Raw genomic sequence first — 16,267 nt, 5'->3', positions numbered from 1 at the left:
AAAATATAACTAACTAATTAATTTATTACAGTAAATACTGTAGCAACAAGATGAGTTGAATAAATATGAAACTACTAAAACTAATTATCGCATTAAACTTAAGTATCAGTTTAGGGCTTGCTATGCCATTTTCGGTGAATGCCGCTCCCAAGGTAATAGAGAGTGTCGCAGCTATTGTTAATAACAACGTCATTTTGGAAAGTGATGTTAATGATATGCTTAAAACAATCAAAGCCAGTACCGATCCTCAGAATTTACCTAATGATCAGGTACTTCGAAAACAAATTATTGATCGTTTAATTACTGAAAATTTAATTCTTCAAAAAGCGACTAAAAATAAAATCACTATTAGCGATGATGAAGTTACTGATGCTATCGGGAGAATTGCCCAAGAAAATGGTATGACCATTGACGAATTAAGATCGAAATTATCAACAATGGGGATTGGGTATAGTGCTTATCGTGAACGTATTCACAATGATATGTTACTAGAACAAACTCAAATGAATGAAATAAAACATCGCATTAATATCTCAGATAAAGAAGTTGAAAATTTAGCCAAAAACATTGCAAAGCAACCAACCAATAATATTGATGTCAAAATTAGTCATATTCTAATCTCGGTACCAGAAAAAGCATCAAAACAACAAATTGATACAGCCGCTAATAAAGCTCGGGACATTGTTAACCGAGCGCAAAAAGGTGAAAACTTTGCTAAGTTAGCCACATCCTATTCAAATGATGATCTTGCCTTAAAAGGTGGCAACATGGGATGGCATAAATTAACTGAACTACCAACAATTTTTGAAGAACGTCTAATTCGAGCCCCGAAAGGTAGTATTGTTGGTCCAATTCGTTCAGGTGTCGGTTTTCATATTTTAAAAGTAGACGATAGTCGCTCAGAAGCACCAAAAACTATCACGGTTCAAGAAGTCAAAGCTCGACATATTTTAATCAAGACTAATGTATTAGTAACCGATCAAAAAGCAAAACAAAAATTGACTGATATTCGCAAATCAATTACCAGTGGCACAACAACTTTCGAATCTGCAGCTAAAACCTATTCTGAAGATCCTGGCTCAGCAAGTAACGGCGGAGATCTTGGTTGGAATCCTCCAGATCGTTACGATCCTGCATTTAAAAACGCATTACTTCAGCTTAAAAAAGATGAGATTAGTCAGCCAATTAAATCCTCTTTTGGCTGGCATTTAATTCAACTTCTAGATACCCGAACAGCTGATCGTACTGATATGGCTAAAAAAGAGCAAGCTTATCGAATGATTTTTAATCGCAAATTTAGCGAAGAAGTACAAGTTTGGATACAAGAACTTAAAGGTGATGCATATATTAAAATCGTAGGTGAAGAAACTAATGAATAATCGTGTACACCAAGGACATTTTGCTCGTAAACGCTTTGGACAGAATTTCTTACATGATGATTTCATTATTGAAAGTATAATTGCAGCGATACAACCCAAAAGTGAACAAGCTTTGGTCGAAATTGGACCTGGGCTTGCTGCATTAACTATACCTGTCAGTAAACATGTAGAGCATCTAACTGTGATAGAAATCGATCGTGATTTAGCCAATAGACTTATTGAAAATCCGATATTAAATAATAAACTTACCGTTATTGAGCAAGATGCTCTAACGTTTGATTTCAATCAACTCGCTGACCAACTTGGTAAACCTTTAAGGGTATTTGGTAATTTACCTTATAATATATCAACCCCATTGATGTTTCATCTATTCCAGTATGCAAATATTATTACTGACATGCACTTTATGTTACAAAAAGAGGTAGTGACGCGTTTAGTTGCAGCGCCGAATAGTAAAGATTATGGTAGACTAAGTGTCATGGCTCAATATTATTGTCAGATTATTCCAGTACTAGAAGTGCCACCGACATCTTTCAAACCGGCCCCTAAAGTTGATTCTGCGGTGGTTAAGTTAATTCCTTATAAAAAAAATAAACCTTATCATGTAAATGATATTAAAGTACTTTCTCGATTAACAACAGAAGCATTTAATCAACGACGTAAAACCATTCGTAACAGTTTGAGCAATATGTTCACAATCGAGCAATTGAATGAATTAAACATTGATCCTAATTTACGTGCTGAAAATTTGACAGTACAACAATACTGCTTACTTGCAAACGCTTGGAAATAAAGGTATGGCAAATCTACTTATTGGTGATATTCATGGCTGTTATGATGAATTTATGCGATTACTTGAAAAAGCAAAATTTTCATCATCTGACATTTTATGGTTGACTGGCGACCTAGTCGCTAGAGGGCCTAATTCACTTGAGGTGTTACGATTTGTCCAAAAAAATAGTGAACAAATTCGTTTAGTGTTAGGTAATCATGATCTTCATTTATTATCAATTCATGCTAAGGTTACTCCAGCCAAAAAAAAAGATAATCTTGAAGATGTATTGAATGCGCCTGATTTAGATGAATTAATCAATTGGTTGCGTAAACAACCATTGATTCAGTTAGATGAAGAACTGAAACTTATTATGACTCATGCAGGTATTTCACCACAATGGGATCTTGAAACACTAAAAAATTGTGCTCACGATCTGAATGTGGTTTTATCTAGTGATTCCTATCCTCTTTTCCTTGATAAAATGTACGGTAATTTTCCTGATGAATGGTCACCCAAGTTGCAAGGATTCGATCGACTTCGCTATATTGCTAATGCATTAACTCGTATGCGTTTTTGCTATGATGATGGTCGACTTGATTTCTATTATAAAAAATCACCAGAGCAAGCTCCAAACAAACTAAAACCTTGGTTTTTATTGCCGAATAAAATTCCAACTCAATACAGTATCGCTTTTGGTCATTGGGCTGCTTTAAATGGTAAAGGAACTCCCGAAAATATCTATGCACTTGATACCGGATGTTGTTGGGGAGGAAAATTAACCTGCTTACGTTTTGAAGATAAAAAATATTTTAAAAAAAGAAATATTGAAGCCAAAAAAATAGATAAGCTGTTATAAACAGGGGTTGTATATTATGTTTGTTTTATCATTCTTTAAAACCATTTGGAAAATTATCAACTTAATTAGAGAAATCTTTCTTAATCTCATCTTTTTAATCATCATTATCCTTATATTTAGTGCCATTTCTTTAGTCAAAGAGGCTCAAAAACAAGAAATTGTCCCACAAAAAGGTGCGCTAGTATTAGATATTGAAGGTGTAATAGTGGATAACTCTCTGTATAGCGATAATATTTACGCATTACAAAATAAGATATATGGCAAAAGTGTAAATATTGCACGCGAGAATAGTTTATTTGTATTAACACAAAAAATAGCACAAGCCACAAAAGATCCTAATATTAAAAGTATTATCCTTAAATTAGATAACTTTGTGGGGGCTGACATGAGTTCGCTACAATACATCGGTAAATATTTAACTAAATTTAGTAATGCTAAAAAACCTATTTACGCAATTGGCTCAAATTTTAATCAAAGTCAATATTATTTAGCTAGCTATGCCGATGAAATCTATTTGAAACCACAAGGAGCTGTCAATGTATTTGGCCTATCTGCTAGCAACTTATACTACAATACGTTACTTAAAAACTTAAAAGTTAATACTCATGTGTTCCGTGTTGGTACCTACAAGTCCGCGGTAGAGCCTTTTTTACGTGATAATATGTCTGAAGAAGCCAAAAGTAATACAACTCGCTGGTTAACGCTGATGTGGAATAGTTATCTTAATGATATTTCTAGCCAAAGAAAGCGCCCTGCTGCACAATTAGTTGCAACTCCAGCAGAAATGTTATCACAATTAAAAGCAGCTAACGGCAGTATGAGTCAGTATGCACTATCAAATGGTTTAGTTGATGTTATTGCCTCCAGTTATGAATTTGAACTTGAAATGTCCCATACAAATGAAGTCAGTATTTACGACTATCAACTAAAAAAACAGCAAAAGGATGAATCAGATGATGAAAAAAGTGATAAACCTATCATTGCTGTTGTATTTGTCAATGGTACTATTACAAGCGGTGAAAGTAGCAGTAATGTAGCTGGAAGCCTAGATATTGTTAATCAGCTAAGAAAAATACGTAGTAATTTAAATATTGGTGCTGTGGTATTGCGTGTTAATAGCCCTGGAGGCAGTGTTGAGGCTTCTGAAGCTATTCGCGAAGAGCTTGAAGCAATCCGGGATAATCAGATCCCTGTAGTTGTCTCTATGGGAGGCATGGCTGCTTCTGGTGGTTATTGGGTATCTACTGCTTCGGATTTTATTTTTGCCAGTCCAACCACTATTACTGGTTCAATTGGCATTTTTGGTATTATTCCAACATTTGAAAAATCACTTTCCCATATAGGCGTCTATAGTGATGGTGTTACAACTTCACCATTATCTAAAAGTAATCTAGCCGAAGATTTACCTGATGAAATGAGCCAATTGATTCAAATCAATATTGAAAATGGTTATAACACATTTATCTCACTAGTTGCACAAGCTCGTCATATGTCATCTGAGCAAGTTGATAAAATTGCTCAAGGTCAGGTGTGGTTAGGTATAGAAGCTAACAAAAATGGATTAGTAGATAAATTAGGAGACTTTGATGATGCAGTCGAAATGGCTGCAACATTAGCGCACCTAACTGATTATAAAATTGATTGGCAAAAACCAGAAACAAAATGGTTTAATGTACTTACTTCAGATATAGTAGCAGCACTACCTAAATCAACAGCTAGCATTCTCTTTGAACAATTACCAGAAGTAAAACAGTTACAACAGCAAGTATCTTTATGGGATAAATTTCATGATATTCAAAATCGATATATTTACTGCTTAAACTGCGCTGATGTCCGTTAAAACGTCCGCCACTTTGTGGCGGTCAAATCACTATTTAGAAGATTGATAAAAGTAACGCATATTATTCATCGCCGCCTGAATATATTGATAATTGGGAGTTTGATTTACTTCATGATAATGTGAATCCATATAGTGACTAATACCTAAACGATTTACCAGATAGATATTTTCCGGCGTCTTAACTGCATAAGAACTGTAATTAGACATTAATAGCCAATTGCGGTCAGTAATCGGTTTAAATAGATCATACCCTGTAGCATAATCCCTGATATCATTATTCACATAGAGTAGATGCTTCATTAATGAAGGCACAACATCTTCATGGCTTGTCAGTTGATTCGCGTTACTTTCTATATCACCTAGTTTTTTTGCACCGATTATAATAAACGGTACCTTAGTTTGGGCATCAGTGTAGTTGCCATTGTGTCCCCAAAAACCTAATTTATTATCATTCATCTCTTGTGAATGATCACCTGTAATCACTATTAGTGTATTGTCTAATGCACCTGATGTCGCGAGTTCATCATAAATCTTTTGTAAAAGATAATCATCATAATAGACACTTTCTTTATAACGATTAAAAATCGGCACAGGATCGGAATTATTATTAAGTGTCATATAATTAATATCTTCCATCGGTTTAAATTTAACTTCAAAGTCATTTGGAAAATCATAAGCATGAGGTGCATCGTAAAACAAAAATGAAAATGTTGGCTTTGTTGTATCACGTTTTTGATACCATTGTAACCAATCTTCAGTGATCTGTTTATCCCGACTTGATGCTGAACCATCTTTACTACTAATTCTTAAATTTTTAATCGTAGCAAATACCGTACGATCGAATTCAGGAGAAGAAACCTTAGCTGAAGTAAATATGCCAATATTAAAATTTTCTTTTTGTAAGGTTGTAACAAATAGAGAAGGAATACTATTACGTAAAAATGCATCCCAGTATGTACCAGGAAGCCCATAAAACAAACCAAAAATACCGGTACGAGTTGCATTCCCTGTGGAATAATGGTTATTAAAAATCACACCATCATTTTGTTTAGTAAAATGATAAGTATTTGGTGAAATTTCTTCATTAAAGGTATCATAGCGCCATGAATCTAAAACGATAAACATAATGTTTAGAGGTTTTTTATTATCCGGGTTAATCACCAGTTTATTTCTAGGATAATTAACACTAGCATGTTCATTTTCTTTATCATAAATGACCTTGTGTCTTCCCTGTTTATCAAAAAAACCCATTATCTCTTTTGAGGTAAAAGGACGATAGAGGGGAATATACTCTTTAACAACCATAATTGGAGAATATGCATAATAAAATGCAATCATATGCACTAAATGACTTAGCAAAAATGAAGAAAAAAGAAATAGAGTCGCCAATAATATAACGCGACCTTTTTTATGGTGTGCTATTTGCTGTTTTGCTATTTTTTTATCAAGCAGATAAAGAATAAAATATTCAATAGTAAAAACCACAGCCATTAGCATAAATATTAAAATATAGGTTATCAGGGCAAAATCAACGACCTGTCCAGACATTACCATAGATAATACAGATTGATTAATATGAAAACGATACTGCTGAAAAACTATCGTATCGACATACAATCCAATTTGTAGAAAGCTAAATAGTATTGCCAAAATAAAATTACTAATATATTTATTCAACCAAAGCACAGGAATACAAATAAGGAATAAGAGTAAGTATAATGAGAAGAAATGCCCTAAAACAGCAAATAATGAAAAAGTACTACCTAACCAAGAAAATGATGAACCTGGAACTAAAAAGTAGCGCAAGGCGATAATAGACGAAATGAGGATATTAATTAAAACAAAGCAATATAATTTTTTCATAGTAATTCACTAATAAACTAGCTTTTGGTTCTATATTCAGTAAAACACCTATTTTATACTAAAACATAGGGTTAACCTGAAACTTTTTAACAAAATAGCATTATACAAATAAATTACTAACAAAAATTTAACAAAAAGGACTCATTATAGAGTCCTTCTTATCATATTGTATAATAGTCAAATTATCGACGATCTGCAAAAATTCTTAATAACATTATGAATAAATTGATGAAATCAAGATAGAGTGTTAATGCACCTAAAATTACAAAACGCCTAAAGACATTTTGATCATCTTGTGGTAATTGTTCACCTAACGCTTTAAGTTTTTGTGTATCATAAGCAGTTAAACCAGCAAAAACAAAAACACCAATATAAGTAACCGCCCACATTAATGGCTCACTTTGCATAAATAAATTAACAAGTGAAGCGATGATAATGCCAACTAACCCCATAAATAAAAAACGTCCTAAACTGGATAAATCACGTTTTGTGGTATAGCCATAAAAAGCAAGAGCAGCAAACATACCGGCAGTAATAAAAAATACGCTCGCTATTGAAGAGTAAGTATAAACTATAAAGTAAATAGAGAAAGTACAACCATTTAAAACCGAATATAACATAAATAAGGTGGTAGCAGCTGCACCGGATAAACGGTTAATCATGCCTGAAATAACAAAAACTAATCCAAGCTCAGCAATCAACAATATCCACATACCTTTATACAAAATAGTTAAAAGTTCGATACTTGTTGAAGCATACCATGCAACCAATGCTGTTAATAATAAACCAACTGTCATCCAACCATACACATGGCTCATGTATGTTTGTACTCGACTACCGGATTGTTCAATAATTGAACCATTAAGCGAATAATTTGCCATTTATTACCTCTTGTAAAAATAAATGATATAAATTTGTATCTATTATAACCTAAATATTGATTAAAACCATTTTTTCAAGGCTTCTTTATCAGTTTTTTTTGCTTCAACCCAATTTTCTCCTTCGGCTGTTTTCTCTTTTTTCCAAAAAGGTGCTTCACATTTTAATAAATCCATTATAAATTCAGTGGCCGCAAAAGAATCGCTACGATGGGCGCTACTCACACCGACAAAAACAATTTTTTCATTAGTCTCTATTTGACCAACTCTATGGATAACCGCCACTCGATTTAGTTGCCAACGTGTTCGAGCTTGTAAGATGATGTTAGTTAATACTTTTTCAGTCATTCCTGTATAATGTTCTAAAAAAAGACTAATTGGTGCTTGTTCAATAGCACGTACTTTACCTATAAAAGTGACAACTGCACCATCTTGTGGTGATGATGATAACCAATCTATTAATTTATCTAATTCGATTTGCTGTTCATTAACTTGAATAATATCCATATAATTAACCTCCCGTTACCGGTGGGAAAAAAGCTATTTCATCACCAATTTGTATAATATATTGACTATCAACTAATACTTGATTAACAGCACATAGCACAGTTGCTTCTTTTAATGCTAATAACCATTTATCCCCTCGTTGACTTAGTTGGTCTAAGAGATGAGATACGGATAACGTCTTTGCATCGAACATGATGCTTTCAACGCCAATGAGTTCTCTAATTTGAGCAAAAAAAATAATCTTATTCATTTAATTATTAGCCCTAAAATCACCAGATTTACCGCCGGTTTTGTTTAATAATCTAACTTGTGTAATAACCATATCTTTTTGAACAGCCTTACACATATCATAAATAGTTAAAGCTGCAACTGATGAAGCAACCATCGCTTCCATTTCAACCCCTGTCTGACCGTTTAATCGGCAAATAGATTCAATTCTAACCCTTTGATTAACTAAATCAGCGTCAATATTCACTTCAATTTTGCTTAGTAACAAAGGATGACAAAGAGGAATGAGTTCCCAGGTTTTTTTGGCTGCTTGAATACCCGCAATTCTTGCCGTTGCAAAAACATCACCTTTATAATGTTTACCTTCAATTATCATATTAATTGTCTCAGTATTCATTAGCACGAAAGACTCAGCTCTGGCTTCTCGCATTGTTATTGGTTTATTTGAAACATCAACCATGTGAGCATCACCATGTGAATTAATATGTGAAAATGATTGTGACATCAACCGTTACCTCTATTACGCTTTTATTTAATTTGCTTTTACAAGATATCAAAATTTAAAAATTGATACTACCTTTGTATAAAATAGATTATAACTATAAAAATGATTATTTTTTTATATTGTTATCTATATCCTGCTAGAAAATAAACAATTAACCATGTTAGCTTTTGCGAGTTACATAAAAACTGCGTACAATAAACCCTCCATTTATTTTTAATGTGATTTTAAATGCTTATTGCACATGTAGCCTTACCTGTACCACTTTATCAACTTTATGATTATCTATTAGTTGCACCTGCTGAAATTGGTATGCGGGTTAAAGTTCCTTTTGGTACACGTGATGCAATAGGTATTATTGTCAATATTGATGAGCAGACTGATTTTAGTATTGAAAATTTGAAAACAATCACCAGTGTTATTGATGAAACACCTCTTTTTACTCCTTCGATTTGGCAACTATTAAACTGGGCGGCAAATTATTATCATTACCCAATAGGTGAAGTATTATTTCATGCAATGCCGGTATTATTACGTCAAGGTAGGCAAGCTGTTAAAGATGAAAGCAAGCGTTGGCAATTAACGCAATTGGGGCAACAAATTGAGCTAAAATCATTATCTCGTTTTCCAAAACAGTTATTACTGTTATCCTCATTTAGAAATAATACTGTACAGAAAACAGATTTTAATAAATCAATTTATCATCAATTACAAAAAAAACAGCTGATTGAACAAGTTAAAGAGCTACCCCCCATGATTGAATGGCTTCAAGACTTTTCAACAAATTCAAGTTCAATCAAATTAAATAATGAACAAACTCAAGCAATCACAACCATTAATCAACAAAACAATCACTTTTGTGTATTTTTATTAGAAGGTGTGACAGGCTCTGGTAAAACCGAAGTTTATTTGAATGTCCTTGCTGATGTACTATCTAAAGGTAAACAAGCTTTAGTGCTAGTCCCAGAAATTAGCCTTACACCACAAACAATCAACCGTTTTAAACAGCGTTTTAATGCTCCGATTGATATACTACATTCAGGATTAACAGTAAAAGAAAGATTAAGTGTTTGGTTAAGAAGTAAAAATGGTGAAAATGCCATCATAGTTGGCACCCGTTCTTCACTATTTACCCCATTTAAAAATTTAGGGATGATAATTATTGATGAAGAACATGATAGCTCTTATAAACAGCAAGAAGGTTGGCGTTATCATGCGCGTGACTTAGCCATTATTCGAGCAAAAATTGACAACATTCCAATTTTATTAGGATCGGCAACGCCTTCACTAGAAACTCTCAATAATGCGCAGAATCATAAATACCAACTATTACAGCTTAATGAAAGAGCTGGCAATGCCACGTTAGCTAAGCAATCAATTTTAGATCTCCGAGGATTAGTCCTTACTGCGGGTTTATCGCAACCACTTATTGAACAAATGAAGCAACACTTATCAAACAACAATCAGGTTATGTTATTTTTGAATCGACGAGGATTCTCACCTTTGTTAATTTGCCATGATTGTGGCTGGATAGCAGAATGTCCTCGCTGTGATCGTCCCTATACTTATCACCAAAAACAACATAAGCTAAGTTGTCACCATTGTGATACGCCTAGAGAAGTACCGACACAATGCCCTAAATGTGGCTCAACACATTTAATGCCTATTGGTTTTGGAACAGAACAACTCGAAAAGCAACTTGAAATTTTATTTCCTCATATCCAGATCAGTCGTATTGATCGTGATACAGTCAGTAAAAAAGGAGCTTTGGACAACTATTTGCAAAAAATCCAAGAAGGTGGCGCCCATATTTTAGTTGGGACACAAATTTTGGCAAAAGGTCATCATTTCCCTGATATTACTTTAGTTGGCATTATTGATGTTGATGGAGCTTTGTTTTCCAGTGACTTTCGAGCAACTGAGCATTTTGCACAAATTTATACCCAAGTATCAGGACGTGCTGGACGTGAAGCCAAGGCGGGGGAAGTTATTTTACAAACCTATCATCCCAATCATCCACTACTTAATGTATTACTGACACAAGGTTACCAAGCCTTTGCTAAAATCACCCTACAAGAAAGACAACAAACACAATTACCACCTTTTAGCTACCAAACTCTAATTCGTGTAGCCGATCGCAATAATCAATATGCACCAAAGTTTTTACAATATATCCATGATTGGCTTAAAGCCAATGTTACACCTACATTATGGCAACTTGGACCGATGCCAGCAAATCAACCTAAAAAAGCGGGTTATAATCGTTGGCAACTTTTGTTGCAACATAGTAACAGACAAGTACTGCAACAAATATTAGATCAACTCCTTATTGCTATGCAAAAATGGAACGAAATATCAAAAGTACGATGGAGTATTGATGTGGATCCAATAGATAACTAGCTTTATACAATTTCCACTGAAATTAATCAGTGGATAATCTTATTATAAAGTGATTTTCCCGGCATTTTTATCTAACGTAGCTTGTCCGATACCAGAAACTTCTTTAAGCTGTTCTATAGAAACAAATGGTCCAAATTTTTCACGATATTCAACAATTTTCTGAGCTTTACTCGCACCAATCCCATTTAATGCTTTAGTTAACTCCTCGACCGAAGCCGTATTAATATTGACTTGTTCAACTTGCTTTTGCTCTTTTGGGGTTGATTCTGTGGGCTTTGTTTCAGCTAAACTGAGGTTAGAAAAAGTCATAATTGATAATAAAAAACACAATAGTGAAAATACTTTCATTTGATTAATCTCCGAAATAGTTATGCAATTAAATTTGCTTTATCACTATCTCACTAAATCAAATGAAAAAAATTCTCTTGCCACAAAAATAAGAAAAGTCACCTAAGTGACTTCTCTTTATTACTCTTTATTTCATTATTTTTCGAACTATATCACAAATTGGAATTTGGCATGATTTCAATTTTAGCTTTAGAACGAATATCCATAATTAGATAATAATGGGTAGTATCAATAAATGTAGGTGTTAATTCTGATGAAATATCTCGTACTTTATCTGGTGTAACTACATCATTTAACGCTATTACATAAGCTTCTTTATCATCATTCACATAGGTTACACCGTAAACATCTTTTCGATTTGCTGAAGGTATTAAATCAAAAACTGTATCAATAATCGGTTTTTCAAATTCTTTTGAATTTCGATTTAACTTATATTGTATGGCAAAGTGAAGCTGATTAGATTCTCCTGATGTATTAAGTTCTTTCAAAATTTCATCAACTGTAGATTTAAAACGATCACTCGCAATCTCATAATGGAGTTTCTTATTAATTTCATCTTTGACTTCTTCAAAAGGTGCTATACCATCCGGACGATAATCTACCACTTGAATAACAAAATCATACATATCGCTATCATTACCGACAGGTATTATGTCAGAAATTTTTCCTGTTGCTTTACCATCTACAACCATTTCATTACTGAATACCAAATCACTTACCTCAGGATAACGTAAAATAGTTCCTGAATCTCGATAATAACTCCAAGCAGAATGATATAGTTCAAGATCTGATTTTTTAGCAACTTCCTCTAAAGATAAGGAAGGATTATTCAAATTAACCTTAATTTTATCCTCTACTACTTCAAAAGCATGTTGTAATCTCTGTTTGTATAGCTTTTCTGTTATCTGATATTTGATATAGTCAAAATCCATAGACTTAGCTTTTTGCGTATCATCCAATTTAATAATTAAATAACCACCCTCTACTGCAATTGGTTTAGAAATCTGACCTATTTTTTTCAAATCAGCATCTTTAAAAGCCTGTGGTAAGGTATCATCTACTGCAAACCAACCTAAGGAACCATTTTTACCATAAGGTGATATTTCATTATCTTGATTGACTGTTTTGACAATATTATCGAAGTTTTCACCTGAAGATAGGTCTTTACTTATATCATCTGCTTTTTCTTTATTTGTTACAAAAATAACACTGTATGCATTTTTAGCTGGGAAGGTATAGATGCTCTTGTTTTTATCATATTCCTGCTGAACTTCATCATCACTAACTGTAATTGTTTTGGCTATATTATCTTTAGAATTAATAATGTAATCAAATTTTACTCTCTCCTTTCTAAAGAACTCACTTTGGTGCTCATCATAATATTTTTGTTCATCTTCAGTAGAAATATTAATATCATCTAAATTAACAATTGAAGGAGTTACAGAGCTTATATAAGCCTTTCTTGTTTGATCAACAAGTAATGTTCGCTCAGAATCAACAGGTAAAACAAAATCGGTTTTAATTAGTGCATTAATAACCTGTTTCTGCTGTAATGATGATCTTAACGCGTCAGCATAAATATCAGAGTTGAGATTATTTGCCGCTAATAAATCTGTATATTTTTTATTACTAAATTGACCGTTTTCAAAGAAGACTTTATCTGCTCGAATAGCATCTTTTACTTGTTCATCGCTCACTATGGCTTTAAGACTTTGCGAGAACTTGTAAGATAAAAAATTATCAATTTGACCCGTTAAAACTTGACGGCGCAATTGTTTAATGAAAGAAGCATCACCGTAAGAATTAGCCACTATATTATTTGCTTGAGCTTCAAATTGTTTTCTACTGATTCCTTCACCATCGACTTTTGCGACGTAATTTACTTCATCATTTTTATTACTACCGCCACCAAAACCTAAAAAGCCAATTCCGGTAAATATAAAACATAGAATTATTATTGCAAAAATAATCTTAACGACAATATGATTTGCTGCCTTTCGGATTGTCTCCATCATTTCTTGCTATTCTCCATAAACCTAATATTTAGTTTTGCAAGTATAGCATATTTAGCTAAATTGGCTATTACCTGAATGTTAAACAGCAAAAAAAGATCAACTTTAAGTTGATCTTTAATAGTGACTAAAATTTAATTTAACCGATTAGTAACTTCAACAGTACTTTTTACTTTTTTAATAGCTCTTTTACTCGCCGGCTTTATATGCTTTTGGTTATTAACTATTTCCATACCAAAAGGATTATTTTGTAAAGCAAGTGTTATCACTTCATCGATCCATTTTACAGGATGAATATCAAGTTCTGTTTTTACATTATCAGGGATTTCTTCTAGATCTTTAACGTTATCCATTGGTATAAGTACAGTTTTAATACCTCCTCGGTGAGCCGCTAATAATTTTTCTTTTAAACCTCCGATAGGTAAAACCTCGCCACGTAAAGTTATCTCACCTGTCATTGCAACATCTGAGCGAACAGGATTACCTGTCAATGTCGATATAAGTGAAGTACACATAGCGATACCAGCACTAGGACCATCTTTTGGTGTTGCACCGTCTGGTACATGTACATGGATATCACGTTTTTCATAAAAATCTGGATTAATGCCTAATTTATCGGCGCGAGATCGAACAACGGTTAATGCTGTTTGAATTGACTCTTGCATAACATCACCTAAAGACCCCGTATAGGTTAATTTACCTTTACCTGGTACACTTACCGATTCAATAGTCAATAAATCGCCACCAACTTCAGTCCAGGCAAGACCAATAACTTGACCAACTCTATTTTCATTATCCGTTTTACCATAATCAAAACGTTGTACTCCTAGATACTCTTTTAAATTATCTTGGGTAACACTAACTTTTTTTAATTTGTTATTCAAAGATAACTGTTTAACCACTTTTCGGCAGATTTTAGCAATTTCTCGCTCTAAACTTCGTACACCTGCTTCACGTGTATAGTAACGGATAATCCCGATAATTGCAGAATCATCAATAGAGATTTCTTTAGCTTTTAAACCATTATTTTCAATTTGTTTAGTAATAAGATGCTGTTTAGCAATATTTAATTTCTCATCTTCTGTATATCCAGAGAGACGAATAACTTCCATTCTATCTAATAATGGTGCTGGAATATTCATTGAATTTGCAGTTGCTACAAACATAACATCGGATAAATCATAATCTACTTCAAGATAATGATCACTAAATGCATTATTTTGTTCAGGATCCAGCACTTCTAATAAAGCCGATGCCGGATCACCACGCATATCAGATGCCATCTTATCAATTTCATCTAATAAAAATAATGGATTTTTAACACCTACTTTTACCATGCGTTGAATTAATTTACCTGGCATAGAACCAATGTAAGTACGTCTGTGACCACGAATTTCTGCTTCATCACGCACGCCACCTAACGCCATTCGAACATAGTGTCTTCCTGTTGCTTTAGCAATAGATTGTCCTAATGAAGTTTTACCGACACCAGGAGGTCCAACCAGACATAAAATAGGTCCTTTAACTTTGTTAACTCGTCCTTGTACGGCTAAATATTCTAAAATACGATCTTTTACTCTTTCAAGTCCATAATGATCTTTATCTAGTACCTTTTGAGCACTCTCAATATCTTTTTTAACTTTACTACGTTTATGCCATGGAACTTGTAACATCCAATCAATATATCCACGTACGACAGTTGCCTCAGCAGACATCGCTGGCATCATTTTTAATTTATTTAATTCCGCCAATACCTTATCAGTTGCCTCTTGTGGCATTTTAGCTTTAGTAATTTTAGTTTTTAACTCTTCATATTCATCAGGCTTATTATCGATATCACCTAACTCTTTATGAATCGCTTTAATCTGTTCGTTGAGATAATACTCTTTTTGTGCTTTTTCCATTTGTTGTTTAACACGTTGGCGAATATTTTTTTCAACTTGTAACAGATCGATTTCCGCTTCCATCATTGAAATAAGTAATTCAAAACGTTTTTCAATATCTGCTGTCACTAATATTTCTTGCTTTTGATCTACCTTTAAAAATAAAGTAGCAGCGATCGAATCGGCTAACTGAGATGGTTCTTTTATTAACCGAATAGAGTCAACAACTTCCTGAGTAACTTTTTTATTCAGTTTTGCATACTCATCAAAATTGGATAAAACAACTCTTACTAAAGCTTCATTTAAATCATCTGTTTTCTTTTTAGTAGTGAGTGAAGTAATATTGGCAATTAAAAAATCATCTTCTTTACGTTCTACAATATCCACAATCTTAGCGCGTTCAACACCTTCTACCAGAACTTTAACCGTACCATCCGGTAGTTGCAGTAATTGTAAAATATTTGCAATTGTTCCCACTTCATACAAATCGTCTACATCCGGCTCATCTTGAGATGGATTTTTTTGCGTTACAAGAAAAACTTGCTTATCCATTTCCATTGCACTTTCAAGGCAACGTATTGATTTATTTCGGCCGACAAAGAGAGGAATTACCATATGAGGGAATACAACTACATCGCGTAATGGTAAAATAGGCATAATCATTTGTTTTGTTTGTTTTGTTTTCATTTTTTTCTCTCTATTAGTACAAACCCTTTGATTAAATATTGGGATCGTTTTTAGATATTCAAGCCTATTCTTTTTTGATCCGAGCGTTTGGTACTCCTAAAATATCTTG

At 33.4% G+C, this 16,267-nt stretch carries 13 protein-coding genes; 5 read left to right on the top strand and 8 right to left on the bottom strand.

Going from position 1 to position 16,267, the window contains the following annotated elements; translation table 11 throughout:
- The first annotated feature begins 65 nt into the window (after positions 1-65).
- The 4 genes from surA to sppA are packed head-to-tail and all read left to right on the top strand — an operon-like array spanning position 66 to position 4,850.
- Positions 66-1,379 (top strand): peptidylprolyl isomerase SurA, encoded by a 1,314-nt coding sequence (gene surA / locus A9G11_RS08060; RefSeq protein WP_065619106.1) that lies wholly within the window; start codon positions 66-68, stop codon positions 1,377-1,379.
- Positions 1,372-2,172, top strand: coding sequence for a 16S rRNA (adenine(1518)-N(6)/adenine(1519)-N(6))-dimethyltransferase RsmA (gene rsmA / locus A9G11_RS08055; RefSeq protein ID WP_065619105.1), 801 nt, complete (start codon positions 1,372-1,374; stop codon positions 2,170-2,172). The genes surA and rsmA overlap by 8 nt, the downstream gene beginning before the upstream one ends.
- Positions 2,173-2,176: 4 nt before the next feature.
- Positions 2,177-3,010, top strand: a complete 834-nt coding sequence (gene apaH, locus A9G11_RS08050; RefSeq protein ID WP_065619104.1) for a bis(5'-nucleosyl)-tetraphosphatase (symmetrical) ApaH — start codon at positions 2,177-2,179, stop codon at positions 3,008-3,010.
- Positions 3,011-3,026: 16 nt separating this feature from the next.
- Positions 3,027-4,850, top strand: a complete 1,824-nt coding sequence (gene sppA, locus A9G11_RS08045) for a signal peptide peptidase SppA (RefSeq protein ID WP_065619103.1) — start codon at positions 3,027-3,029, stop codon at positions 4,848-4,850.
- A 30-nt stretch (positions 4,851-4,880) separates the two neighbouring features.
- Here sppA and A9G11_RS08040 read toward each other — a convergent pair whose 3' ends face one another.
- The 5 genes from A9G11_RS08040 to moaC form a co-directional block, all read right to left on the bottom strand.
- On the bottom strand, positions 4,881-6,713 hold the full coding sequence (locus A9G11_RS08040) for a sulfatase-like hydrolase/transferase (RefSeq protein ID WP_065619102.1): 1,833 nt from the start codon (positions 6,711-6,713) through the stop codon (positions 4,881-4,883).
- Positions 6,714-6,895: 182 nt separating this feature from the next.
- Positions 6,896-7,594, bottom strand: coding sequence for a Bax inhibitor-1/YccA family protein (locus A9G11_RS08035; RefSeq protein WP_065619101.1), 699 nt, complete (start codon positions 7,592-7,594; stop codon positions 6,896-6,898).
- Between the two features lie 60 nt (positions 7,595-7,654).
- Complete coding sequence (moaE, locus tag A9G11_RS08030; protein ID WP_065619100.1) at positions 7,655-8,098, bottom strand: molybdopterin synthase catalytic subunit MoaE; 444 nt, start codon at positions 8,096-8,098, stop codon at positions 7,655-7,657.
- A 4-nt stretch (positions 8,099-8,102) separates the two neighbouring features.
- Positions 8,103-8,348: a molybdopterin synthase sulfur carrier subunit gene (moaD, locus tag A9G11_RS08025; protein WP_065619099.1), complete on the bottom strand. Its 246-nt coding sequence runs from the start codon at positions 8,346-8,348 to the stop codon at positions 8,103-8,105.
- Positions 8,349-8,831: a cyclic pyranopterin monophosphate synthase MoaC gene (gene moaC, locus A9G11_RS08020; RefSeq protein WP_065619098.1), complete on the bottom strand. Its 483-nt coding sequence runs from the start codon at positions 8,829-8,831 to the stop codon at positions 8,349-8,351.
- Positions 8,832-9,059: 228 nt separating this feature from the next.
- On the opposite strand from moaC, the gene priA reads away from it, so the two are divergent.
- The gene (gene priA / locus A9G11_RS08015) at positions 9,060-11,228 is read left to right on the top strand and encodes a primosomal protein N' (RefSeq protein WP_065619097.1); all 2,169 of its coding nucleotides are present in this window, start codon (positions 9,060-9,062) and stop codon (positions 11,226-11,228) included.
- Positions 11,229-11,270: 42 nt separating this feature from the next.
- Here the strand turns inward: priA and A9G11_RS08010 are convergent, their stop codons facing one another.
- The 3 genes from A9G11_RS08010 to lon form a co-directional block, all read right to left on the bottom strand.
- Positions 11,271-11,576, bottom strand: a complete 306-nt coding sequence (locus A9G11_RS08010) for a ComEA family DNA-binding protein (protein WP_065619096.1) — start codon at positions 11,574-11,576, stop codon at positions 11,271-11,273.
- Between the two features lie 152 nt (positions 11,577-11,728).
- Entirely contained in the window at positions 11,729-13,591 is a 1,863-nt protein-coding gene (locus A9G11_RS08005; RefSeq protein WP_065619095.1) for a SurA N-terminal domain-containing protein, read from the bottom strand.
- Between the two features lie 131 nt (positions 13,592-13,722).
- Complete coding sequence (gene lon, locus A9G11_RS08000; protein ID WP_081298480.1) at positions 13,723-16,158, bottom strand: endopeptidase La; 2,436 nt, start codon at positions 16,156-16,158, stop codon at positions 13,723-13,725.
- Positions 16,159-16,267 lie beyond the last annotated feature (109 nt).

Origin of the sequence: Gilliamella sp. wkB108 (assembly GCF_001690195.1) — a bacterium.
Classification (GTDB): domain Bacteria; phylum Pseudomonadota; class Gammaproteobacteria; order Enterobacterales; family Orbaceae; genus Gilliamella; species Gilliamella apicola_L.
The sequence above is the reverse complement of the archived record's forward strand: the minus strand, read 5'-3'. Positions and strand labels throughout refer to the sequence as shown.

Coding starts and splice junctions, on each gene's coding strand:
- surA (WP_065619106.1), top strand. CDS start 66: ATGAAACTACTAAAACTAATTATCGCATTAAACTTAAGTATCAGTTTA.
- rsmA (WP_065619105.1), top strand. CDS start 1,372: ATGAATAATCGTGTACACCAAGGACATTTTGCTCGTAAACGCTTTGGA.
- apaH (WP_065619104.1), top strand. CDS start 2,177: ATGGCAAATCTACTTATTGGTGATATTCATGGCTGTTATGATGAATTT.
- sppA (WP_065619103.1), top strand. CDS start 3,027: ATGTTTGTTTTATCATTCTTTAAAACCATTTGGAAAATTATCAACTTA.
- A9G11_RS08040 (WP_065619102.1), bottom strand. CDS start 6,713: ATGAAAAAATTATATTGCTTTGTTTTAATTAATATCCTCATTTCGTCT.
- A9G11_RS08035 (WP_065619101.1), bottom strand. CDS start 7,594: ATGGCAAATTATTCGCTTAATGGTTCAATTATTGAACAATCCGGTAGT.
- moaE (WP_065619100.1), bottom strand. CDS start 8,098: ATGGATATTATTCAAGTTAATGAACAGCAAATCGAATTAGATAAATTA.
- moaD (WP_065619099.1), bottom strand. CDS start 8,348: ATGAATAAGATTATTTTTTTTGCTCAAATTAGAGAACTCATTGGCGTT.
- moaC (WP_065619098.1), bottom strand. CDS start 8,831: ATGTCACAATCATTTTCACATATTAATTCACATGGTGATGCTCACATG.
- priA (WP_065619097.1), top strand. CDS start 9,060: ATGCTTATTGCACATGTAGCCTTACCTGTACCACTTTATCAACTTTAT.
- A9G11_RS08010 (WP_065619096.1), bottom strand. CDS start 11,576: ATGAAAGTATTTTCACTATTGTGTTTTTTATTATCAATTATGACTTTT.
- A9G11_RS08005 (WP_065619095.1), bottom strand. CDS start 13,591: ATGATGGAGACAATCCGAAAGGCAGCAAATCATATTGTCGTTAAGATT.
- lon (WP_081298480.1), bottom strand. CDS start 16,158: ATGAAAACAAAACAAACAAAACAAATGATTATGCCTATTTTACCATTA.